The organism is Streptomyces sp. NBC_00454, assembly GCF_041434015.1.
Classification (GTDB): Bacteria; Actinomycetota; Actinomycetes; order Streptomycetales; family Streptomycetaceae; genus Streptomyces.
Genome location: NZ_CP107907.1, coordinates 999,287 through 1,020,654 on the forward strand (window position 1 = coordinate 999,287; position 21,368 = coordinate 1,020,654).

General features: G+C 71.5%; 19 protein-coding genes and 1 pseudogene. 5 read left to right on the top strand and 15 right to left on the bottom strand.

All coding sequences use genetic code 11. The annotated features are described in order from the left end of the window. Positions 1 to 10: 10 nt before the first annotated feature. Positions 11 to 1,198: a hypothetical protein gene (locus tag OHU74_RS04595; RefSeq protein ID WP_371614709.1), complete on the top strand. Its 1,188-nt coding sequence runs from the start codon at positions 11 to 13 to the stop codon at positions 1,196 to 1,198. Then, positions 1,195 to 1,701 carry a Pycsar system effector family protein gene (locus tag OHU74_RS04600; protein WP_371614710.1) on the top strand — a complete coding sequence of 169 codons (507 nt, stop codon included), beginning with the start codon at positions 1,195 to 1,197 and terminating at the stop codon, positions 1,699 to 1,701. The genes OHU74_RS04595 and OHU74_RS04600 overlap by 4 nt, the downstream gene beginning before the upstream one ends. A gap of 25 nt (positions 1,702 to 1,726) precedes the next feature. Here the strand turns inward: OHU74_RS04600 and OHU74_RS04605 are convergent, their stop codons facing one another. The 9 genes and pseudogenes from OHU74_RS04605 to OHU74_RS04645 all read right to left on the bottom strand — a co-directional run bounded on the left by OHU74_RS04605 (position 1,727) and on the right by OHU74_RS04645 (position 9,270). Further along, positions 1,727 to 2,824, bottom strand: a complete 1,098-nt coding sequence (locus OHU74_RS04605) for an alpha/beta hydrolase (RefSeq protein ID WP_371614711.1) — start codon at positions 2,822 to 2,824, stop codon at positions 1,727 to 1,729. A 51-nt stretch (positions 2,825 to 2,875) separates the two neighbouring features. After that, on the bottom strand, positions 2,876 to 4,069 hold the full coding sequence (locus OHU74_RS04610; RefSeq protein WP_371614712.1) for a DUF4185 domain-containing protein: 1,194 nt from the start codon (positions 4,067 to 4,069) through the stop codon (positions 2,876 to 2,878). A 237-nt stretch (positions 4,070 to 4,306) separates the two neighbouring features. After that, on the bottom strand, positions 4,307 to 5,740 hold the full coding sequence (locus tag OHU74_RS04615; RefSeq protein WP_371614713.1) for a serine/threonine-protein kinase: 1,434 nt from the start codon (positions 5,738 to 5,740) through the stop codon (positions 4,307 to 4,309). Positions 5,741 to 5,832: 92 nt separating this feature from the next. Then, positions 5,833 to 6,621 (bottom strand): serine/threonine protein kinase, encoded by a 789-nt coding sequence (locus OHU74_RS04620; protein WP_371614714.1) that lies wholly within the window; start codon positions 6,619 to 6,621, stop codon positions 5,833 to 5,835. 189 nt (positions 6,622 to 6,810) lie between these two features. Further along, positions 6,811 to 7,143: an SHOCT domain-containing protein gene (locus tag OHU74_RS04625; protein WP_371614715.1), complete on the bottom strand. Its 333-nt coding sequence runs from the start codon at positions 7,141 to 7,143 to the stop codon at positions 6,811 to 6,813. Positions 7,144 to 7,163: 20 nt separating this feature from the next. After that, positions 7,164 to 7,604 (bottom strand): DUF6325 family protein, encoded by a 441-nt coding sequence (locus OHU74_RS04630; protein ID WP_371614716.1) that lies wholly within the window; start codon positions 7,602 to 7,604, stop codon positions 7,164 to 7,166. 110 nt (positions 7,605 to 7,714) lie between these two features. Then, a pseudogene (locus OHU74_RS04635) lies at positions 7,715 to 8,519 on the bottom strand (phosphate ABC transporter ATP-binding protein). Between the two features lie 26 nt (positions 8,520 to 8,545). Continuing rightward, positions 8,546 to 8,812: a hypothetical protein gene (locus OHU74_RS04640; protein ID WP_371614717.1), complete on the bottom strand. Its 267-nt coding sequence runs from the start codon at positions 8,810 to 8,812 to the stop codon at positions 8,546 to 8,548. Continuing rightward, positions 8,809 to 9,270, bottom strand: a complete 462-nt coding sequence (locus tag OHU74_RS04645) for a hypothetical protein (RefSeq protein WP_371614718.1) — start codon at positions 9,268 to 9,270, stop codon at positions 8,809 to 8,811. Before OHU74_RS04645 ends, OHU74_RS04640 begins: the two co-directional genes overlap by 4 nt. Before the next feature lie 408 nt (positions 9,271 to 9,678). Here OHU74_RS04645 and OHU74_RS04650 point away from each other — a divergent pair, with 408 nt between their 5' ends. Both OHU74_RS04650 and OHU74_RS04655 read left to right on the top strand, forming a co-directional pair. Then, positions 9,679 to 11,745 carry a discoidin domain-containing protein gene (locus OHU74_RS04650; RefSeq protein ID WP_371614719.1) on the top strand — a complete coding sequence of 689 codons (2,067 nt, stop codon included), beginning with the start codon at positions 9,679 to 9,681 and terminating at the stop codon, positions 11,743 to 11,745. 84 nt (positions 11,746 to 11,829) lie between these two features. Then, positions 11,830 to 12,426 carry a TetR/AcrR family transcriptional regulator gene (locus OHU74_RS04655; RefSeq protein ID WP_371614720.1) on the top strand — a complete coding sequence of 199 codons (597 nt, stop codon included), beginning with the start codon at positions 11,830 to 11,832 and terminating at the stop codon, positions 12,424 to 12,426. Between the two features lie 7 nt (positions 12,427 to 12,433). Here the strand turns inward: OHU74_RS04655 and OHU74_RS04660 are convergent, their stop codons facing one another. From OHU74_RS04660 to OHU74_RS04685, 6 genes are all read right to left on the bottom strand, one after another. Beyond that, positions 12,434 to 13,360: a formylglycine-generating enzyme family protein gene (locus tag OHU74_RS04660; protein WP_371614721.1), complete on the bottom strand. Its 927-nt coding sequence runs from the start codon at positions 13,358 to 13,360 to the stop codon at positions 12,434 to 12,436. 26 nt (positions 13,361 to 13,386) lie between these two features. Next, the gene (locus OHU74_RS04665) at positions 13,387 to 14,802 is read right to left on the bottom strand and encodes a sulfatase (protein WP_371614722.1); all 1,416 of its coding nucleotides are present in this window, start codon (positions 14,800 to 14,802) and stop codon (positions 13,387 to 13,389) included. Positions 14,803 to 14,919: 117 nt separating this feature from the next. Continuing rightward, the gene (locus OHU74_RS04670; RefSeq protein WP_371614723.1) at positions 14,920 to 16,002 is read right to left on the bottom strand and encodes an ABC transporter permease; all 1,083 of its coding nucleotides are present in this window, start codon (positions 16,000 to 16,002) and stop codon (positions 14,920 to 14,922) included. Next, the gene (locus tag OHU74_RS04675) at positions 15,999 to 17,525 is read right to left on the bottom strand and encodes a sugar ABC transporter ATP-binding protein (protein ID WP_371614724.1); all 1,527 of its coding nucleotides are present in this window, start codon (positions 17,523 to 17,525) and stop codon (positions 15,999 to 16,001) included. Before OHU74_RS04675 ends, OHU74_RS04670 begins: the two co-directional genes overlap by 4 nt. Positions 17,526 to 17,543: 18 nt before the next feature. Continuing rightward, positions 17,544 to 18,614: a substrate-binding domain-containing protein gene (locus tag OHU74_RS04680; RefSeq protein WP_371614725.1), complete on the bottom strand. Its 1,071-nt coding sequence runs from the start codon at positions 18,612 to 18,614 to the stop codon at positions 17,544 to 17,546. A 26-nt stretch (positions 18,615 to 18,640) separates the two neighbouring features. After that, a complete protein-coding gene (locus OHU74_RS04685; RefSeq protein ID WP_371619564.1) occupies positions 18,641 to 20,167 on the bottom strand; it encodes an NPCBM/NEW2 domain-containing protein in 1,527 nt (508 codons plus the stop codon). 381 nt (positions 20,168 to 20,548) lie between these two features. Here OHU74_RS04685 and OHU74_RS04690 point away from each other — a divergent pair, with 381 nt between their 5' ends. Next, a complete protein-coding gene (locus OHU74_RS04690; protein ID WP_371614726.1) occupies positions 20,549 to 21,364 on the top strand; it encodes a DeoR/GlpR family DNA-binding transcription regulator in 816 nt (271 codons plus the stop codon). Positions 21,365 to 21,368 lie beyond the last annotated feature (4 nt).

A 21,368-nucleotide genomic window follows, 5' to 3' on the forward strand; every position in this document is an offset into this window, starting at 1 on the left:
AGTGATGACCATGACCTACCCCGCTCAGGTCGGCCCGCCCGCCCCGGCCGCACGGGCGGCGCGGTCGGCCCCGGCCGCGCCGCCCGTCCCCGCGGTCCGCCCCTGGGACGCCCGGCGGCCGGCTCTGGGCCCCGAGTCCCCCGGGGCCCAGAGCGAACTCCCGGCCGCCGCACAGGCGCTGGCCGGCCCCTTCATCCGCGAGTACCGTCCGGCCTGGCCGTACCGGCACCGCAGCGCCCAGTACGTGGCCGTGCTCTACTACCGCAACCGCCCGCCGCGGGCGGTGGGTCCGGAGGGCGACGACGGCTTCCTGCTGCGCTGGTTCAGCCGCCCGTACACCGCCTTCGAGCTCCAACTGGGCTGGCACACCGTCTCGTTCCGGATCGAGCTGCCCGCCTCCGAGAGAGGCAGGTCCTTCCCCGCCGACGTGGCCGTCCGGTGGCGGGTGGCCGACCCCTGCACGGTCGCCCGCAGCCAGGTCACCGACGTGGGCGTACTGCTCGTGCCGGAACTGGAGCAGCGGCTTCGCGGCGTATCGCGCACCTCCTCGATCAACGATGCCGAGAAGGTCCGCGACGCGGTCAACGCGGCGCTGGCCGAACACAAGTTGGGCGTCCGCTTCGGCCTGGAGCTGGACGTGTTCGTGACGATCCAGGCGGACCAGCTGATCCGGGAGCACGGAGCACAGGTCGGCAAGGTCCTCAACCAGACCGCCGTGGAGCAGTTCAGCCAGCGGCTGCGGGAGATCCGGGACGACAACGAGCGCCTGCTCATCGAGCGGTGGGCGGAAAGCTTCCAGCGCGCCATGGAGCGGGGCGACGACGCCGTGATGGCACAGATGATGGCCCGCAACCCCAAGGACGTCCAGGAGATCCGGAAGCTGTTCCGCAGCGAGCAGCGCGAGGAGCGCCAGGACGGCATGGAGCTCATGACCCGGCTGATCGACGGCGGCCTGCTGGAGCGCTGGGAGCTGGGCGAGCAGGCCATGGTGGTGGTGGAGTTCCTGCGCTCGGGTGCCCGCCGGGTGGCTTCCGAGCCGCTGCCCGAGCTGACGGACGGCCGGCGCCGCGGCCGCGCCCTCTTCTGGGACCGCGAGCCGGAACGGGGCTCCGCGGACCCGGCCGACGGAGCGGTCGGCGATGCCGGGGGCGTCGGGCAACAGGCCCCCGCCGGGCCCGCAGCGGACGCCGACCGGTGACGGCCGCCGGGCCCGCGGAGGGCACGCCGCTGTCCGAGCCGGGGGCCCGGCTGGTCGCGGAGCGACTGCTCCTCTCGGTGCGCGAGGAGATCGCGCGGGCCGACACCAAGGCCTCGATCATCCTGTCGGGATCCGTCGCCCTGCCGGCCCTCCTCGTGCAGGGCGGGCAGGGCCGACTGGGCTCCGGCCCGGCGGCCCTGGCCGGAGCGGTCGCCTGGCTGGCGGGGATCGTGATGCTGGCGCTGGTCATCCTGCCGCGCACCGGACCGGGCCGCCCGGGCTCCGGCCGCGCGGCGGGCCCCTCGGTGGCCACCCTCCAGGGCGGCGCCGGCCCGGCCGAACTGGCGGCCGCGGTGGTCGCGGCCGGCGCGGACCCGGGGCGCTGGCTCCTGGAGCAGGGCCGCGTCCTGGGGGCGATCCTGGCCCTCAAGTACCGCTGGATGCGCGCGGCGGTGTGCTGCCTGCTGCTGGGCGCCGCCGCGTTCGCGACCACCTTGTGGTGAGCCGGTGCCGTGCGCCCGGGGGGCGTCAGCCCGCCGTGGCGAACGCGGCTGCCAGGCGCGGGACGTAGTCCGCGAACGCGGGGGCCCAGCAGCCGTAGTTGTGGGCTCCGTCGCACGTGGGGGACAGCGTCGAGCCGTTGCCGTAGTCGACGAAGCGGGTGGGGATGCCGAGCGCGCCCAGCCGGGCGTCGACCGTCTTGGACGCGGCCTCGGTGAACACGTCGATGGGGCCCTGGTTTCCGGTGTAGAGCGTGACCCCGGTGCCGGCGAGCCGGGCGAGGTTGGCCGTGGCGGCGGGGTTGACCTCGTTCCACACGTGGTCCGCGTTGAAGATCGGGTAGGGGCTGCCGAAGATCGCGTCGCTGTCGACGTAGGCGCCGTAGCCCGTGCACTGGCCGGTCCCGGAGGTGCTGACCGCGCACCAGGCACCCGTGAGGTTGAGCTCGGTGGCCAGCACCGCGCCGCGGATCTCCGCCATGCCGAAGTCGATGCCGCCGGACAGCGAGGCGACCTGGCCGAAGAGGTCGGGCCGGGCTTCGGCGTAGTGCAGGGCTCCGTAGCCGCCCATCGACAGTCCGACGACGGCCCGGTGGGCGCGGTCGGGGACGGTGCGCAGGTTGGCGTCGATGAAGGGGACCACCTGCTGGAGATGGAAGGTCTCCCAGTTCGCCGCGCCGAGCGCGGTGTTCTGCATGCGCCAGTCGGCGTACCAGCCCTTGAGGCCGGCGTCCGGCACCACGGTGATCATCGAGTCGGAGTGCAGGGCGGGGGCGGCAGCGGCGTCGTCCACCGTGCCGCCGCCCCCGTGCAGGAAGTACGCCACCGGCCACCGCTTGCCGGGGTCGGCCGCGTAGCCGCTGGGCAGGAAGACGCGGATCCTGTGGCGGCCGGAGAGCTGCGGGGTGGTCACGGTGATCGTGAAGTCGGTGGCGGACCTCACTTCGGTGGCGTCGGCCACCCGGGTCAGTCCGTAGCCGTCGGTGAAGACCGGGATCTCCGGGGTGTCGGCGTGGGCCGCCGGACCGACGACGGATACGAGGACGAGGGTCACCGCCGCCGTGGCGGCGGCTCCGAGGGCCCGGGCGGCGGTGCGGACGCGTATGCCGGACAGGGGGGATCTCAAGGTGGTCTCTCTTCTGTCGGGGGTGGACGGGAGGGGCCGGTCGGGCTTCGCCTACGGGTTGATCCCGTCGTACTGGAGCACCCGGTAGGGCGCCTGCTGGGGCTGCCCGTTCCACTGCGAGACGATGAGGGTCAGGGAGGTGGCGCTCGCGCTGCCGGGGTGGATGTATCCGCCGTAGAGCGTGGGAACCTGCGGCTTGCCCCAATGGCTCGCCGGCCACGTGTTGTTGCCGACGACCTGGATCTTGGGCGCCGTCCACACGGCATCGGGCCGGGACGCGGTGCGCGTGCAGATCGCGTACTCGTCCACGTCGAAGTAGCTCATGCAGTAGCGGTTGCCGATGCGCTTGACGGAGAACTCACCGATCTTGTTCCCGGTCAGGATGGCCGTCGGTCCGACCTCGTTGGTCCACTGCCAGGCGTCCCTGAGATAGGCCCAGTTCTGCTGGGCGCCGAAGTTTCCGGCGCGGAAGTCCCCCGGCCGGATGCGGAACAGCTGGATCGCCCCGCCGTCCCCGGTGTTGATGTGCGTACCGTTCCAGCGCTTGGAGAAGATGTACAGCCAGCCGTCGGGGTCGATGCCCGCGAAGGACCACATCCCGTACATGCTCTGGTTGCCGCCCGTGCGGTCACCGGGCCAGTGGTACGGGTAGTCGTGCCAGGTCACTCCGTGGTCGTCGGAGTAGGCCACCCCCGACATCAGCGAACCGTCCCAGCCCGGAGGCGGGGTCCAGGTGAACACGGAGGTGTACTGGATGTAGGTGCGGCCGCCGAACTCGATGCAGTCGTTGGGGATGCGGGTCACCTCGGTGTCCCCGTACCCGTTGTCCTCCCCGCGCCGGTAGTCGAAGAGCTGGCTGGGCTGGCCGCCGCTGGGCAGGGCCCAGGTGAAGGAGATCGGGCTCCCGCCGGAGGCGTCGAAGCGGTCCTGGGCCAGCATCACCGGGGAACCGATCATGGTGCCGGACTGTCCGGGGCCGGCCCAGGTGTCGCCGAAGACGTAACCCCAGCTCCCGTCGTGCTCCCGGTAGTAGGGGATGCACAGGTCGCTGGAGCCCACCCCCTGGCGGCTCGCCGAGTCCCCGGGCTGTTCGACCAGGGGAGTGCCGCGCTGGGCCGCGGCGGCGGGGGTGGCCCCGAGCACGGTGGCTCCGAGCGCGCCGGCTCCGACGGCCAGTCCCGCGCCGGTCCGAAGGACGGACCTGCGGGAGATATCGGGGCGCTCCGGCTGAGATGAGAAGGGCATGGTGGTGTCTTCCTCCTGGAACGGCGGGTGTGGGGCGGCGGGGGCGGATCCGCGAAGACTGCCGGGGCCTGCCACCAGGCCAACCGGGCCGGCCGGCCGCGGGTAACGGCCCCTCCCCCTCACGGGGACGTGGCAGGGGGCGAGCACGGTCCGCGCTCCGCCGCCGGTCAACCTAGGCGGGCGGCACGGAACCGGACACCCGGAACGCTCCGGGGTGACGCCGAAGGCCCGGCCCGGCTACGGTCGGCGCGAGGAGCGCGGGCACTCGGGGAGCGCGGGCCGGTCCTGGGTGCGGACGGCGGGCAGCCAGGCCGTGGACCGCGGGGAACCGGGCGGGAGGTGGACGCGGTACCACTCGTCGGACACGGTGTCCGTCTCGTCGATGATGGGCGTCCCCCCGCTCAACCGGCAGTCGACGTCCAGGACATCGCCGTGCCACACCCGGGTGGGGACGACGTTCTCTACGGTGTAGGCCCGCAAGGGGTCGATCGCCAGGCCGAGGCTGCACGGCGCGTCGCGGTCCTGGTGCTGCCTGCACTTCGCGTCGGCGTTGAACACCCGGACCTGGCCGGCGGGCGCGGCCGGTCCGCCCGCGGAGGCGGCGCCGTCGCCCACGGCGAACGAGCAGAGCGCGGCCGCCGTCACGCACACCTTGAGGACCGCGAGCGCCGTGTGGTTCCGCCGGGTTCTACGGGTGCCGGGGGCGCTACGGGGTCCGGTTCCGCGGTGTTCCTCCGGACGCGCGGCCCCCGCATCCGTACCGCGCCCAAGGGTGATCCGCGCCAGCAGGCTCTCGGCGGTGTGCCCGGCGCGCGCGGCGTGGGTCGGGGCCAGACAGTCGGCGACCAGCTCCCGCCAGAAGGGCGGCAGCTCGTGGTGCAGCCTCAACCGGGCGCGGCCGTCGGCGTATTCCTGTGTGGCGGCGCCGCGCGAGACCGGGGTGGCGCCGGGGAACGGCGGGGCCCCGGACGCGAACGCCTCGTGGATCATGACGCCCAGCGCCCAGATGTCCACGCTGGGCCGGATCTCGACGCCCCGCTCGCCCAACGGGGCCTTCCAGCGCTCCGGGGGCAGGTAGTCCGCGGTCCCCATGGGCGGGGCGTAGCCGTGGGTTCCCAGGGTGCCGGTCAGTTCCGTGGCGAGCCCGAAGTCCGAGAGCCTGACCGACCCGTCCGCCATGATCAGGACGTTCTCCGGTTTGAGGTCCCCGTGCACCCAGCCGCTGCCGTGGAGATGGGCCAGCCCCTCACAGATGCCGACGATCAGGAGCGCCGCTTCCTCCTCGGTCACCCCGGTGTCCAGCAGGTCCCTCAGACTGCCCCGGGCCCGCTCCATGACCAGCACGATCGCCCCGTCCAGACTCGGCCGGTCCGGGTCGCTGAGGACGACGGAGTCCAGGAGCCGGATCAGCCTCGGGTGCGGGGACCGGCGGCCGAGTTCGACCTCCCGCCGGGCGGACTCCGCGACCTTGCGTGCTTGGCGCGGCGCGAGTCCGGCGGTCTGCAGGAACTTCAGCGCGACCTCCTCGCCGCCGTCCACGGCCCGTGCGGAATGGACGGTCGACCAGCCGCCGGCCCCGATCAGTTCGGCGACCTCCCAGCGGGCCACGCGGTAGCCGCGCGGGGGCAGTTCCGTACGGTCGCTTCCCGATGCCCCGGCCGAGCCGTGCATGCTCTCCCCCTCGCGCGTTCGCGTCCCGCGTTCCGTCCCGCCGCCCCGTCTCCCCCGGCCCTCGGGCCCTGCGGCCCTGCCGTCGCCCGCCGCTAGCGCGGGCCCGCGCCCGCCCGTGGCGGCAGCAGCCCGAGGTGCTCCTCGCGCACGAGGCCGAACCGCAGCGCGACGGCGACGACCGTCTCCCTCTTGCCGTTGCGACGGGCGCCCCGGCCGGACTCGCCCTCCCCCGGTCCGCGCAGCCGCATCTTCTCCTCGGCGAGGTAGTCGATGTGTGCGCTGACCGCCCGGCCCGTGAGCCCGGCGCCCCCGGCCAGTGGCTTCAGCCGCTCGACGATCTGCGGGGTGGTCGGCACCGCCAGCGGGGATTCGTCCCGCAGTCTCGGCTCGCAGAGCGCGACCAGGACGAGGAAGTACATGGCCGTCTCGTCCAGGGAGTACGCCGTGACGGTACGGCTCCCCCATCCGGCGCCCGTGCTGTCCGGATCCAGATAGACGTGGTCCGGAGCGAAGACCTGGAAGGCGACGGTGGTGCCGCTGCGGGTGGGCAGCACGACACGGGAGAACTCGAAGGGAATGGGCGCCGCGGCCCGTCGTGGCGGCACCCTCAGGTACTCCCCCGCTCCCTCGGGGTTCTCCACGAGGTAGCTCTGGGTCGTGCTGTGGTTGCTGAGCTGCCAGTGGTCGTCCGCCACCCGGATCTCCCCGGCCAGCCGGGAGATGGCCGGATCGTCGAGGCGCAGCTCGACCGGGGTCCTCGCGGAACCCCGGCCGAACCGCGCCGTCTCGCCGGGGCCGAGCCGCAGGGTCACGGCATCGGCGCAGCCCGGCTCGCCGGAGTCACCGCCGCCCCGCGGCAGGTGAATCACTATCCCGCTCATTGCCCCACCGCCCGCTCGGCCAGACCGCGCACGACCCGGATCCGCCTGCCGCACGCGGACGGATTCCCTGGTGATCGTCGTGCATTCGAAGAATGGAGGGGCGGGGCCGTCAAGGTCCATGACGTTTTTCGTCATATGACGGTGGGAGGTTGTCCCGTAAGAGATCCTCGAAGAGACGCCTGCGGCGGGTCAGGACGCCAGCACGCGGGCCTTCTCCGCGGTGAACTCCTCGTCGGTCAGCAGCCCCTGCGCCTTCAGCTCGGCCAGCGCGGTGAGCTGGCCGACCCGGTCGACCACGGGTGCCTGGGCGGCGGGGGCCGACGTGGGCCGGCTCGCGGCGAGCTGCGCCGCCGCCTGGGCCGCCGCCTGGTCCACGGCCGCCTGCTGCTGGGCTTCGGCGGCCATCTGCTGCTGGGCGCTGCGGTCGGCGGCGCTGCGCTGCATCCTTCCGGAGACCGCGGTGGCGGTACCGGCCACGACGGCCGTACGGGCCATCGCGCCGAGCAGTCCCGGTCGTCCCATCCGTCGACGCATGATGCCCCCTACTTCTCGTCCAGTGCGGCGATGGCGCGCACGACATCGGCCCGGGGTACCCGCTCCATGAAGAGCAGCTGCCCGTTCGAATCCCTGAGGGCGGCGGTCAGGCGGGCCGCCCAGGTGTTCTCCCAGACCACGACCAGGGCCGAGGACTCCGGCGGGAGGTCCTCCGCGACTCTCTCCAGGTCCTTGTCGCTCAGCAGGTCGAACTCCTCGCCCGTGACCCGGTGGAACACCTCGGCGACATCGGAGTCGGCGAGCTCGACCACGGAGACGGAACCGTCCCGTTCCTTGCGGACGAAGGTCAGGTCCAGGATCCGCACCGTTCCACTGTCCTGCAGCTGCCGCAGCGCGGGGGCCACCTCGCCGTTGAAGCGGTTGCCTTCGAACGCCACGACGGCGACGTCCACGGGGCCGACCGTCTCGGTCATGAGGCCAGTGGGCATGAGTGAGCCACCCTTCAGTCGAAATACCGAGAAATCGCCTGAAGGCAGCATATTCACTCGTCGGGAATCCGCACCTTGCCCGCCGGCCGAAGCCCCTCAGCCGAGGCCCCTCAGCCGAAGCGGCCCTGCACGTAGTCGGAGGTACGGGGGTCGGCGGGCGTGGAGAACACGGCCCGCGTGGGGTCCGTACTCCACGATCCGGCCCGGTGTGCCCTGCTCGGCCAGGAAGAAGGCGCACTGGTCGGAGACGCGCGCCGCCTGCTGCATGTTGTGCGTCACGATCACGATGGCGACCTCGTCGGCCAGCTCGCGGACGGTCTCCTCGATGCGGCGGGTGGAGGTCGGGTCCAGGGCCGAGCAGGGTTCGTCCATCAGCAGGATCCGCGGGCGGACCGCCAGGGAGCGGGCGATGCACAGGCGCTGCTGCTGGCCGCCGGAGAGGGCCCCGCCCGGCTGGCGGAGGCGGTCGCGGACCTCCTTCCACAGGCCGGCCTTGGTGAGGCACTCCTCCACCAGCACGTCCTTCTCGGGCCCCGAAGCGCGCGTGCCCGTCAGCTTCAGGCCGGCGGTGACGTTGCCGTAGACGGACATCGCCGGGAAGGGGTTCGGCTTCTGGAAGACCATGCCGATCCGGCGGCGCGCGTCGGTGAGCCGGCGGCCGCGGGCGTACACGTCCTCGCCGTCGAGCAGGACCTCCCCCGCCAGTTCGGCGCCGGGGATCAGCTCGTGCATGCGGTTCAGGATCCGCAGGAAGGTGGACTTGCCGCAGCCCGAAGGGCCGATCAGGGCGGTGACCTGGCCGCCGGGCATCGTCAGGGAGACCCGGTCGAGTACCTTGCGGCCGCCGAACCAGGCCGAGATGTCCCGGGCGTCCAGGGTGGACGCGCCGGTGGTGGGGATGGTGGGGAGGGGCATCGTCTGCTGCGACATCACGGCCTCGTTCACAGGAGGTTGGGCAGGAGGAGGGCGGCCCGGTCGGCGACCGCCAGGCCGCCAGGACCGGGAAGCCGACCAGCCAGGTGTGCCCGCGGCCCCAGCGGACCCGGGCCCAGGCCAGCGCCGCCGCGGCGAGCAGCAGCGCCTGCGCCCGCGGTGCGGGCCGATCCGCGGAAGACCCGGTCGGCCGGGTCCGCGCTCCTGGCGAGCGGACGGGGGGTGACGTGCTCGTCCTGCGGCGCTTCGGGAGGGATCACGGTGGTGGCGGTCATCGCAGGCCTCCCCCGCGCAGGGCCAGCCCGGGCGCGTCTCCGGCGCCGGGCAGGCGCAGGCCGCGCAGCCGCCGGGTGTAGGTGATCGCGGAGGCCACCTGGGCCCCGGCCGCGGCGGCCAGGAACAGCTGGCAGCTGTGGCGGCATTCGCGCTGGCGGCGGAAGGTGCGGGTGGACACGGCGGCGCAGTCGCCGTCGAGGGCGAGCTGCCAGGTCCAGGCGCCGGTGCCACCGGCGGTCGTGCCGGTGGACATGGTCACGAGCGGGGCGGCCTCTTCGATGCGCCCCTGGAGCCGTTCGACGGCCGCGCAGCAGTCGTCCAGGGTGCCGTGCACGTCCGGGCTTCGTCCCAGCTCGTGGTTGTTGGCGCCCACCAGGCGCCAGGTCACGGCGTCGGGCCCGCTGTCCGAGCCGTCCCGCCGTGCCCGGCGCAGTCCCACCGCCGTCTGCGCAGGCACGTGACGTCTCTCGACGTCCACCCATGAGACGAACAGAAAACGTGGTCGAGACATCGGGCCACCCCCTTCCCCACAAGCCGTGCGTGGACTGGATCCGGCCATCCACCCATGGCCGCGGCCATGACAATCCACGGGGCACAGCGCTCTGGGGCACACGGATCGGTGAAGCAGAAACGGAGAACATGTGAACGCGCGATGGGGGCGTACGCCCGGCGCACCCTCCAGATCACGCCAAAGTGACGATTCATCAGGTCAGTTGTCCCGGACTCTTGACTCTGGTTGGCGCAGTCGCGATTCTCGACGCAATGCTTGCGCGGGACATGACAATCAGGCGCCAGGGTGGTCATGCCCACGGTGGACTGTGTCCTCGACCGCGCCCTCCGCCGACCGAGGACGTGAGTAGTGGCCATGAGCCGACACCCGCACCCCCGCCCCAGACGCAAACCCCTCGCGGTCCTGACGCTGCTGCTCGGCCTGCTGGCCATGGTGCTCGGCCCCGTGCCGGGCGCGGCGGCCGACGCGGGCTGGTGGAACCCCACCGCACGGCCCGCGCCCGATTCCGGGATCAACGTGACCGGCGAGCCCTTCAAGGGCACCGACGCCCAGGGCAACGTACGGGGCTTCGTGGACGCCCACGACCACATCATGTCCAACGAGGGCTTCGGCGGCCGGCTGATCTGCGGCAAGCCCTTCTCCGACCTCGGGGTCGCCGACGCGCTCAAGGACTGTCCCGAGCACTACCCGGACGGCAGCCTCGCGATCTTCGACTTCGTCACCAAGGGCGGTGACGGCAAGCACGACCCCGACGGCTGGCCGACCTTCAAGGACTGGCCCGCCCACGACTCGCTGACCCACCAGCAGAACTACTACGCCTGGATCGAGCGGGCCTGGCGCGGTGGCCAGCGCGTGCTCGTCAACGACCTCGTCACCAACGGCGTGATCTGCTCGGTCTACTTCTTCAAGGACCGCAGCTGCGACGAGATGACCGCCATCCGTCTGGAGGCGAAGAAGAGCTACGACATGCAGGCCTACATCGACAAGATGTACGGCGGCCCCGGCAAGGGGTGGTTCCGCATCGTCACCGACTCCGCGCAGGCCCGCGAGGTCGTCAAGCAGGGGAAGCTCGCCGTCGTGCTCGGCGTCGAGACCTCCGAGCCCTTCGGCTGCAAGCAGATCCTGGACATCTCGCAGTGCAGCAAGCAGGACATCGACAAGGGTCTGGACGAGCTGTACGGGCTCGGCGTGCGCAGCATGTTCCTGTGCCACAAGTTCGACAACGCCCTGTGCGGGGTGCGCTTCGACGAGGGCGCCCTGGGAACGGCCATCAACGTCGGGCAGTTCCTGTCGACCGGCACCTTCTGGCAGACCGAGCAGTGCAAGGGCCCGCAGCACGACAACCCGATCGGACTCGCGGCCGCGCCCAACGCCCAGAAGGAGCTGCCCGCCGGGGTGGCGGTACCCTCGTACGCCTCGGGCGCCCAGTGCAACACCCGCGGTCTCACCGACCTCGGTGACTACGCGGTGCGCGGCATGATGAAGCGCAAGATGATGCTCGAAGTGGACCACATGAGCGTCAAGGCCGCGGGCCAGGCCTTCGACATCCTGGAGTCCGAGTCGTACCCGGGCGTGATCTCCTCCCACAGCTGGATGGACCTCGGCTGGATGGAGCGGCTCTACAAGCTCGGCGGTTTCGTCGCCCAGTACATGAGCGGCTCCGAGGCCTTCAGCGCCGAGGCCAAGCGCACGGACGCCCTGCGCGAGAAGTACCACGTCGGCTACGGCTACGGCACCGACATGAACGGCGTCGGCGGCTGGCCCGGCCCGCGCGGCGCCGACGCGCCCACCCCGGTCACGTACCCGTTCCGCAGCACCGACGGCGGCTCGGTCATCGACAAGCAGACCGCCGGCCAGCGCACCTGGGACTTCAACACCGACGGCGCCGCGCACTACGGCATGGTGCCCGACTGGATCGAGGACATCCGGCTGGTCGGCGGGCAGGGCGTGGTGGACGACCTGTTCCAGGGCGCCGAGTCCTACCTGCGCACCTGGGGCTCCACCGAGCAGCACAGGGCCGGAGTGAACCTCGCGGCCGGCGCGGCCTCCTCCGCGAGCTCGGCGGAATGGTGGAACCCGTTCGTCAACTTCGCGTCCGGCAAGGCCGTGGACGGCGACCGGGGAAGCCGGTGGGCCAGCGAATGGAACGACGACCAGTGGATCCAGCTCGACCTGGGCTCGGTGAACCTGGTCAAGCGGGTCACCCTCGACTGGGAGGCCGCGTACGGGAAGTCGTACCGCATCGAGGTCTCCACGGACGGGGCGAACTGGCAGACGGCCTGGTCCACGACCACCGGTGACGGCGGTCTGGACACGGCGCAGTTCGCCGGGGTCCCGGCCCGGTACGTACGCGTCCACGGAGCGGGACGCGGCACGCAGTGGGGTTACTCCCTGTACGAAGTCGGCGTATACAGCAGCTGAGAGAGGTCGCGCGCGGCGTCCGGGGGCGGTTCGGCCCCCGGACGCCGCGCGCGGAGCACCACAAGGAACGAGGGGGACGCGTACATGGCACGGATGCCGCTGACCGACCGGCGCACGCAGCTGACGGAGGCCGCGATCCGCGCGATGACACGCGACGGGGTGTCGCGGACCACGACCCGGTCGATCGCCGCCGAGGCCGGCGTGTCCCTGAGCGTCTTCCACTACTGCTTCGACTCCAAGCAGGCCCTGCTGGAATCGGTCATGGAGTCGATCACCGGCCACTACATCACGCTCGTGAAGGCGGCGATCCAGCCCCGGGAGACCCTGCGCGAGACCGTCCGGGCGGGCTTCCAGGCCTACTGGGACCACGTGGCGGCCCGGCCGGGCGAGCACATGCTCACCTACGAGCTCACCCAGTACGCCCTGCGGCAGCCCGGGTTCGGGCATCTGGCGCGCAGGCAGTACGAGTTGTACTGCGAGACGTACGGGGAGCTGCTCGAGGAGCTGCGCCGGATCACCCCGTTCGAGCTGAGCGTCCCTGTGTCCGTGCTGGCCCGCTACCTCGCGGCCATGACGGACGGGGTGACCCTGAACTTCCTCGCCCTCGGCGACGAGAAGGCGGCCTCCGAGATCCTCGACATGATCGCCGACCACGTGGCCGGGCTCGCCCGCGAAAGCTGACGCCTACTCAGCTCGCCACCCGGAAGCCGATGTTGGACGTGGAGCTGTCGGGGGTGTTGGAGCTGCGGGCGGCGACCCGGTAGCGGTTGCAGTACGAGTCGTGGCACAGGAACGAGCCCCCGCGCATGGCCCGCGAGGTGCGGTCCGGCCCGAACCAGTCGGAGCACCACTCCCACACGTTGCCGACCGCGTTGTAGAGCCCGTACCCGTTGGGGCGGTGGGACTTCACGGGCACGGTGCCCAGGTGCGGCCCGGTGGGGCGGTCGGGGAACTCGCCCTGCCAGATGTTGAGCATGGTGCTGTTGCCCGGGGAGAGTTCGTCGCCCCAGGGGTAGCGGCGCTGCTCCAGGCCGCCGCGGGCCGCGTACTCCCACTCGGCCTCGGTGGGCAGCCGGGTGCCGGACCAGGAGCAGTAGGCCTGGGCGTCGTTCCAGGAGACGTGGACCACGGGGTGGTTCTGCCGGGCGGCGATCGAGGACCCGGGGCCTTCGGGGTGCTTCCAGTCGGCTCCGGACACCGCCCGCCACCACGGGACGCCCGCCACGGCAGGCGCTGCGTCCGCGAGCTCCTGCGCCAGCAGACCGGCGAAGACGAAGGAGAACCCGAACTCCTGGGCCTCTGTGACATGGCCGGTGGCCTTGACGAAGGTGGCGTACTGGGCGTTGGTCACCGTGGTCGGCCCGATCCGGAAGGGAGTCACCTCCACCTCACGGACCGGGCCCTCACCGTCGGCCGGGAATCCGTCCGCGTCCTGCGTGCCCATGAGGAACCGCCCGCCGGGCAGATCGAGCAGCCCGCGGGCCCGGCGGGCCGCAGGAGCTGCGGGAGCCGCCGGAGCCGCGAGAGCGGAGGGAACCGCGGGCACGGCGAGCAGCGGGGCGGCGGCCGGGGCGTGCTGCCCCGGGGCGCAGCAGGAGGGAAGCGGCAAAGACACGGTGGCTCCGGTGAGTACGTACGGATCTAGCGGGTGCGGTCGGCGGCGAGCTGGGCCGCCAGGGCGGGGATTCCCAGGTCCCGTTCCTGCGCCGGGGTGGCCTGGTAGAGCTTGTTGGTGAGCTGGTAGGGGTCGGCCGCGAGGTCGTAGTACTCGCGGAACTTCACCTGCCCGGTGCCGGACACCGTGCCGCTCGCATCGGTGTGCAGGGCGTAGTACTCGACGTACTGCTCGTCCTTGGCCACGTAGGAGGACCAGGTGTTGTGGTCGGCTCCGGTGCCCTGCTTCCACCATTCGACGAGGAGGTGGTCCCGGCTGTACGGGGTCAGCAGCGAACTGCCGTCCTGCGGGGTGTCGGGGCTGATTCCGGCGGCGTCGAGGATGGTGGGCGCGATGTCGATGTTGGCGACGATGCGGTCGTCCACGGTACCGGCGCTTAGTCCCCCGGCGGGCCAGGAGACGTAGAACGGCACCTCGTGGGCGGGGGCGTAGGGCACCGACTTGGCGGTCCAGCCGTGGTCGGCCCAGCCGAAGCCGTTGTCGCCGATGTAGATGACGAGGGTGTTCTCCAGCTGGCCGAGGGCCGCCAGCTTGTCCTTGAAGGCCTGGACGGCGTCGTCCACGGACAGCAGCGTGCGCAGCTGCTCGGCGCGGATGCGGCGGCCGTCGGCGAGGGTGCCGGTGGCGTTCTGGATGTAGGGCGGCTTGTCGCTGCGGTCGTCCTCGGTGACGGAGGGGCGCCCGTTCCACTCGGGAACGGCGGTGCCCGCGTACTTGGGCTCGGGGGTGCGAGGCCCGTGCGAGGCGTACGGGGTGACGTAGGCGAACCAGGGGCGGTCGTCGGTGGCCGCCTTGTCCAGGAAGGCCAGCGTCCGGTTCTTGATGATGTTCGTGGTGTAGCCGTTGATCGTCTGGACCGTGCCGTCGACGTTCCAGTTGGCGTCCACGTACGCGGGCTGGAGCAGCGCGAATTCCTCGAAATGCGGCGGAGCGTCGGCGAGTTTCCAGGAATTCAGGTATTTGCCGAACAGTCCGGTGCGATATCCGGCCTGCTTCAGATAGCGCTGGACGGTGGTGTTCTGGTCCAGGGCCGCCGCCGAAGCGTTGTTGCGGACCCCGTGGTTGTGGGCGTAGCGGCCGGAGAAGACCGAGGACCGAGAGGGTGCGCACAGGGGGGTGGTGACGTGGCCGTGGGTGAACTTCACGCCCTGGCCGGCTATCCAGCCGATGGTCTTCTGGATCGCCCAATCGGTGTGTTTGGGCTGGTCATCGGTGACGATCAGCAGAATGTTCGGACGGCCGGCGGAAGCCGTCCCGGCGGCTGCCGCGGGCGTGGCAGCCACCGCCTGGCCGATCGCGGGCACGGCGGTCGCGGCTGCCGCCGCTGCCGTGCCCGCGAGGAATCCTCTCCGGCTGACCTGCGTCCGGGCTCTCTCGCTCATCGGTATTTCCTCCTGCTCGAAGGGGAAATGGTGTGGCGGCCACTGCCATGCCCCCAGAGCGTAAAGGGAGCCGAAAGCCCTTTCCATGTACGGCGTGTGAAATGACGTCAGGGACTGTTACGTGGGCAGCCCCACGGCCCGCTCGCCCGCGCGGCGCTTCTGGATGACGACGGCGACGACCAGCAGGGTCCCCTGGGCGACGTTCTGCCAGAACGGGTTGACGCCCTGCACGGTCAGTCCGTTGTCGAGGGCGCCGAGCAGGGTGATGGCGAGCAGGGTGCCGCCGACACCGCCCTTGCCGCCCGCCAGCAGGCAGCCGCCGAGGGCCGCCGCGGTGATGGCCTTGAGCTCCAGTCCCTCGCTGCCGGAGACCGGGTGGCCGAAGCCGGTGCGGGCGGTGAGCAGGACGCCCGCGAAGGCGGCCACGACTCCGGCGAGTCCGTAGACGGCGATCAGGTACTTGTTGATGTGGATGCCCGCGAGCCGGGCGGCCGTGTCGTTGCCGCCGATGGCGTAGATGTTGCGGCCGATGTCGGTGTACTTCAGCAGCAGGTGGATGGCGACGGTGACCAGGGCGAGCACCCACAGCAGGACCGGGATGCCGAGGACCGCGCCGTTCGCCAGGAAGACGAAGACGTCGTCCCCGCTGACGTACCCCTGGGCGGCGCCGTTGGACAGCAGCTGCGCCACTCCCTTGTAGGCGGCCAGCGTGGCGAGGGTGGCGATCACCGGGTTGATCCGGCCGTAGACGATGACCGCCCCGTTGACCAGCCCGGCCAGCAGTCCGACACCGAGGGCGGCGGCGATGCCGAGCAAGGCGTTCGAGCCGGTGGAGGTGAACACCATCGCGGAGACCACCGAGGCCACGCCCACCTGGGAGCCGACGGAGATGTCCAGGGCGCCGCAGATGATCACCACGGTCTGTACGAGGGCGAGCAGCCCGGAGATGGTCACCGCGTCGCCGATGACCTTGATGTTGGCCCAGGTCAGATAGGCGGAGTTGAGGGAACCGAAAAGGGCCAGGACCAGCACGAGGGCGCCGATCAGGCTGAGGTTCTGGCCGCCGATCCCGGCGAGGGCGGCGGCCGCCCGGCGCCGGGCACCGCCCCGGCCCGCGGGGGCGGCCGGCCCGGTCGCGTCTTCCTGCGTGGGTGCCTGTGCGGGTGCCTGCGCCGCGCGCGCCGCCGGGGTCGCCTTCATGTCCGTACTCCGTCTTCGCTCAGGTCGTCCGCCATGGCCAGCGCGAGGACGGCTTCCTCCGTGGCCTCCTCCCGGCCGAGCTCGCCGGTGATCCGGCCGCCCTGCATGACGAGGATCCGGTCCGCGAGGCCCAGCACCTCGGGCAGTTCCGAGGAGATGACCAGGAGGGCCGTACCGGCCTCGGCCAGGTCCGCGATGATCTGGTAGATCTCGGCCTTGGCTCCCACGTCGATCCCGCGCGTGGGCTCGTCGAGGATCAGGACCTCGGGTCTGCGGGCCAGCCAGCGGGCGAGCACCACCTTCTGCTGGTTGCCTCCGGACAGGGTGCGGACCTCGCGCTCGATGGACGGTGCGCGCACCCGCAGCCGGTCGGTGTACTCCCGGGCCAGCTCCCGCTCGGCCGCGCGCCGTACGAAGCGCAGCCGGCTGAGCCGGTCCAGCACCACCAGGGCGGTGTTGTCGCGGATCGAGCGGTCCAGGAAGAGGGCCTGGGACTTGCGTTCCTCGGGGGCGAGGCCGATGCCGGACCGGACCGCGTCGGAGGGCCTGCGCAGCCGCAGGGTCCGGCCGCCCACGCGGATGGTCCCGGCGCGCAGCGGGAGGTCTCCGGCGAGGGCGCGGGCCAGTTCGGAGCGGCCTGCGCCGACGAGTCCGGCCAGGGCCACCACCTCTCCGGCCCGGACCTGGAAGCTGATGTCGCGGACGTCGTCGGTGGTGACCTCGCGGACGTCGAGGACCACGCGGTCGGTGGCCACGCGGGTGCGGGCGAACATCGCGGACAGGTCCCGGCCGACCATCATGCGGACGATCTCGGCCTCGTCGGTGTCCCCGGCCTCCTTCACCCCGACCAGTGCGCCGTCGCGCAGGACGGCCACCCGGTCGGCCAGCCGGAAGATCTCCCGCATCCGGTGGGACACGTAGACGACGGCGAGGCCCTGTTCCCGCAGGCGCCGGATGAGGGCGAAGAGGGACTCCACCTCGTGCTCGGAGAGCGAGGAGGTGGGTTCGTCGAAGGCGATCACCTTGGCGTCGCCGGTCAGCGCCCGCAGGATCTCCACGAGTTGGCGCTGGGCGGCGGTGAGGTGGATGCCGAGGGTGTCGGGGTCGAGGACCTTCTCGAATCCGATGCGGACCAGGTCGGCTTCGAGGCGCCGGCGCAGGGCGGCCCGGTCGAAGCGGCGGGCGCCGCGGGTCGGCAGGGCGCCGAGGTAGACGTTCTCGGCGACGCTGATGTGCGGCACGATCTCGGGTTCCTGCGGGATGAGCCGGATCCCGGCCGACCGGGCGTCGGCCGGGGAGTGGAGGTGCAGCTCGGTGCCGTCGAGCAGCACCGAGCCGGAGTCGGCCGGCAGATCACCGCAGACGATCTTCAGCAGCGTGGACTTGCCCGCGCCGTTCTCGCCCATCAGCGCGGTGACCGTACCGGCCGGGAACTCCAGCGAGATCCCCCGCAGCGCCGGGACCCCGGCGAAGGTTTTGGAGACCTCCGCCACGCGGAGTCCGGCCGCTCGTGTGGCGTTCATCGTGTGCACGCACCTCCCTCACTTGCAGCCGAAGCCCGCGGCCTTCCAGCTCCCCGCGTCGACCATCTTGGTCGGGGCGAAGGATTCGGGGGTGAACGGAGTCCCGTTCTTCAACTTGTCGTACATCGCCTGGACGGCCAGCTTCCCGACCTCGTCACCGGGGATGTAGAGCGCGGCCCGCATCCCGTTGTCGGCGCCGGCCTGCCAGTCCTTGCAGGCCAGGTAGGCCCCGAGGCCGACCCCGATGATGTCGGCGCCCTTGACGCCCGCGTTGTTGAGGCCCTTCACCCCGCCCGAGACGTTCTCGTCGTTGCAGCCCATGACCACCCAGTGTTTGACGCCCTGGTTGGCCGTGACCGTCGCCTCCACCTTGGACTGGGATCCGGCCGGAGTGTTGTCCGTGCCGAGCTCGACGGCCTGCACCTCCGGCCCCCCGGCCTGCTTCCAGGCGGCCTTGGCCCCGTTGATCCGATCGGTGCAGACGGTGGTGTCCTGCTTCCAGGCGTAGATGATCCGGGTGTCCGCCGCGCTCCACCGGGCCTTGGCGAACTCGGCCGCGGCCCGCTTGCCGATCTCCGTACCCATCTGCGTACCGGAGAAGCCCACCCGTGCCACCAGGTCCGCCTTGTCGCAGTCGGCGGGCTTGGGTCCGCTGGCGCACACCTGGTCGTCCGAGGTCAGGAGGGTGACCCCGGCCTTCTTCGCCTCGGCGACCACCTGCGGGCCGACCGCGGACTCCGGCACGACGATGATGATCCCCTTGTTCTTCTGCGCGATGGCCGACTTGACCTCGGTGATCGTCTTCGAGGCGTCGTTCCCAAGGTTGACCACCGTGAGCTTGACGCCCAGCTCCTCGGCCTTCTTCTTGGCGCCCGCGGCCTCGGAGACGAAGTACTCCTGATCGCCCTGCTTCTGCAGGTAGGCGATGGAGATCTGTCCGCTCACGGTCCCGCCGTCCCCGGCGCCGCCGCCGTCCCCCTCACCGGAGGGTTTGCCGGAGGAGCAGGCGGCGACGGTCAGCGCGAGGGCGAGCACGCCGGTCAGGGCGGCGGTGCGGCGCGATCTGGCGGGGTTCGATTGCGTGGACATCTACGGGTACTCCCTCTTCGGGTCGGTCAGTTGCAGGTCAGCTGGGGAGCCGCCCAGTCCGCGTGGTCGGAATTGATGCCGTTGCCGCCGTCGGTGACGACGAGCTTCAGCGTCTGGCCGCCGGTCAGGTCGGCGGTGAGCCTCTTCGCCGGGTCGGCCGTGGTCAGCAGCCCGCTGTCGGCGACCTTCACCGCGTCCCGGTAGATCTGGAAGACCACCGAGCCGTTGGAGGACTTCTCGTCGTCGACCCCGACGTCCACGGTCAGCGCCGTGCACACCCCGCCGAGGTGGTAGCTGATGCTGCTGGCCGCGTGCACGCCCAGGCCCTTGGCGTACGTGGCCCCGTTGACGGTGAGGGTCCTGCCGTCGCCCGCGGCCTGCTCGCCGTTGCTCCGGTCCTTCTCCACCGGCCCCCAGCCACTGCTCGCGCCGGTCCAGGAGAGGCTGGACAGCGCGGTGGTGCCGGAGGGCGGGACCACCAGGGGCCCCGGGGTGATCCGGTAGACGACGGTGGCGTGCGCGGGCACCGAGACGCTGATGTTCCCGGTGGTGTTCGTCGTCACCGCCTTGCTCCACAGGTCCTTGAGGGAGTACGGGGCGCGGTTGCCGAGGCCGAGCGCGTCCATCGTGGTGGAGAGGGTGGCGGTGGAGCCGTTCTCGTTGGTCAGGGAAACCGCCCGGTCGCCGTTCTTCAGCTCCTTGACCATGACGACCTGGCCGCCGTTGGCGGACACCACGGCGCCCTGCTTGCCGAGCGGGTCCTGGTCGAGGGCGATGACATCGGCGTTCGAGAGGATGTCGAAGGTCTCGGTGCTCGCCTTGCGCAGATCGGAGCCGATCAGCAGCGGCGCGGACATCATCGACCAGAGGCTGAAGTGGGTGCGGTACTCGGCCGCGGTCATCCCGCCGTTGCCGACTTCCAGCATGTCGGGGTCGTTCCAGTGGCCCGGTCCGGCGTACGCGGCGAGCTGCTGGTTCGCGTGCGCGATGCCGATCATCGAGGACCAGCTGTCGCCGATGTCCCCGGTGGTGCGCCACAGGTGGCCGACGTCCGCCGCCCAGGTCCACGGCTGGTTCTGGCCCCACTCGCACAGCGAGTACACGATCGGGCGGCCGGTGTTCTTCAGCGCGTTGCCCATGTCGGTGTACCGCTTCTTGGCGTCCACGCCCTGGTTGTTGCAGTTGTCGTACTTGAGGTAGTCGACCCCGAAGGAGGCGAACAGGTTGGCGTCCTGCTGCTCGTGGCCGAGTCCGCCCGGGAACCCGGCGGTATCGCAGGTCTTCGTGCCGGCGCTGGTGTAGATGCCGAACTTCAGCCCCTTGCCGTGCACGTAGTCCGCGACGGCCTTGATCCCGTTCGGGAAGCGCACCGGGTCGGGGACCAGATTGCCGGAGGCGTCCCGGTTGGGCAGGGCCCAGCAGTCGTCGAGGTTGACGTACTGGTACCCGGCCGCTTTGAGGCCCTTGGAGACGAAGAGGTCGGCGATGCCCTTGACCATGGCCTCGTTGAACTCGGCCCGGCAGTGGGTGGAGTTCCAGTTGTTGAAGCCCATGGGCGGGGTGAGGGCCTGCCCGTCGGCCACGGCCGCGGCGGGCGAGGCGGCGGCCACCGCGAGGGCGCCCGCCAGCAGCGGGAGCGCCGCGAGGGCCGTGGTCAGGCGGCGGCCGAAGGTGGTGCTGCGTAACGCGTACACGAACGGCTCCTTGGGGAAGGGGTCAGCCGAGGGGTGCGACACGGGGAAACGTGTGCGGAAGCGCGCGTTCGGACCGGCGGGATTTCCGCACAATCCCTCAGGACCGAACGGACTCCACCGCGAAGGCCCACATCACACTGCCGTTGCCCCCACAAGTCAAGGAGATGAGCACAACTGCGGGCAAGAACAGGCCTGTTGGGGTCTGTTGACTTCTGATCGACCCCTCAGGATGCTTTCGGGATGGTCGACAACGGCAATCTGCTGGCCCATCAGCGCCGGGCCCTCATCCTCGAAGAGGTGCGCAAACGCGGCGGGGTCCGGGTGAACGAGCTGACCCGGACCCTGAGCGTCTCCGACATGACCGTCCGCCGGGACCTGGACGCCCTCGCCCGCGAGGGGCTGCTGCGCAAGGTGCACGGCGGCGCCGTGCTCGGCGGCGAACCCAGCAGCCACGAGCCCGGGTTCGAGACCAAGTCCGAGTGGGAGACCGCCGCGAAGGGGGCCATCGCCCGGGCCGCCGCCGCCCTGGTGATGCCGGGATCGGCGATCGCCCTGTCCGCCGGAACCACCACGCACGCCCTGGCCAAGGAGCTCACCGAGGTCGCGGAGCTCACCGTGGTCACCAACTCGATCCGCACGGCCGAGGTCTTCGAAGCCGCGCGCCGCTCCGGGTCCACCACCACGGTCGTGCTCACCGGCGGGATCCGGACCCCCTCGGACGCCCTCGTCGGCCCCATAGCCGACCAGGCCATCCGCGGCCTGCACGTGGACCTGCTCTTCCTCGGCTGCCACGGACTGGGCACCGCGACCGGGCTGACCACCCCGAACCTCGGGGAGGCCGAGACCAACCGGGCGTTCCTGCGTTCGGCCCGGCGCAGCGTGCTGCTCGCCGACCACACCAAGTGGTCGGCCGTCGGGCTCACCACCTTCGCCGCCCTCGACGAGGTCGACGTACTGATCACGGACGCGCTGCCCCGGGAGGAGGCCGCGGCCGTGACCGAGCGGGTCGGCGAGGTCGTCCAGACCTCCGTGCCCCACGGGGAGCAGGCCTGGTGAGGTA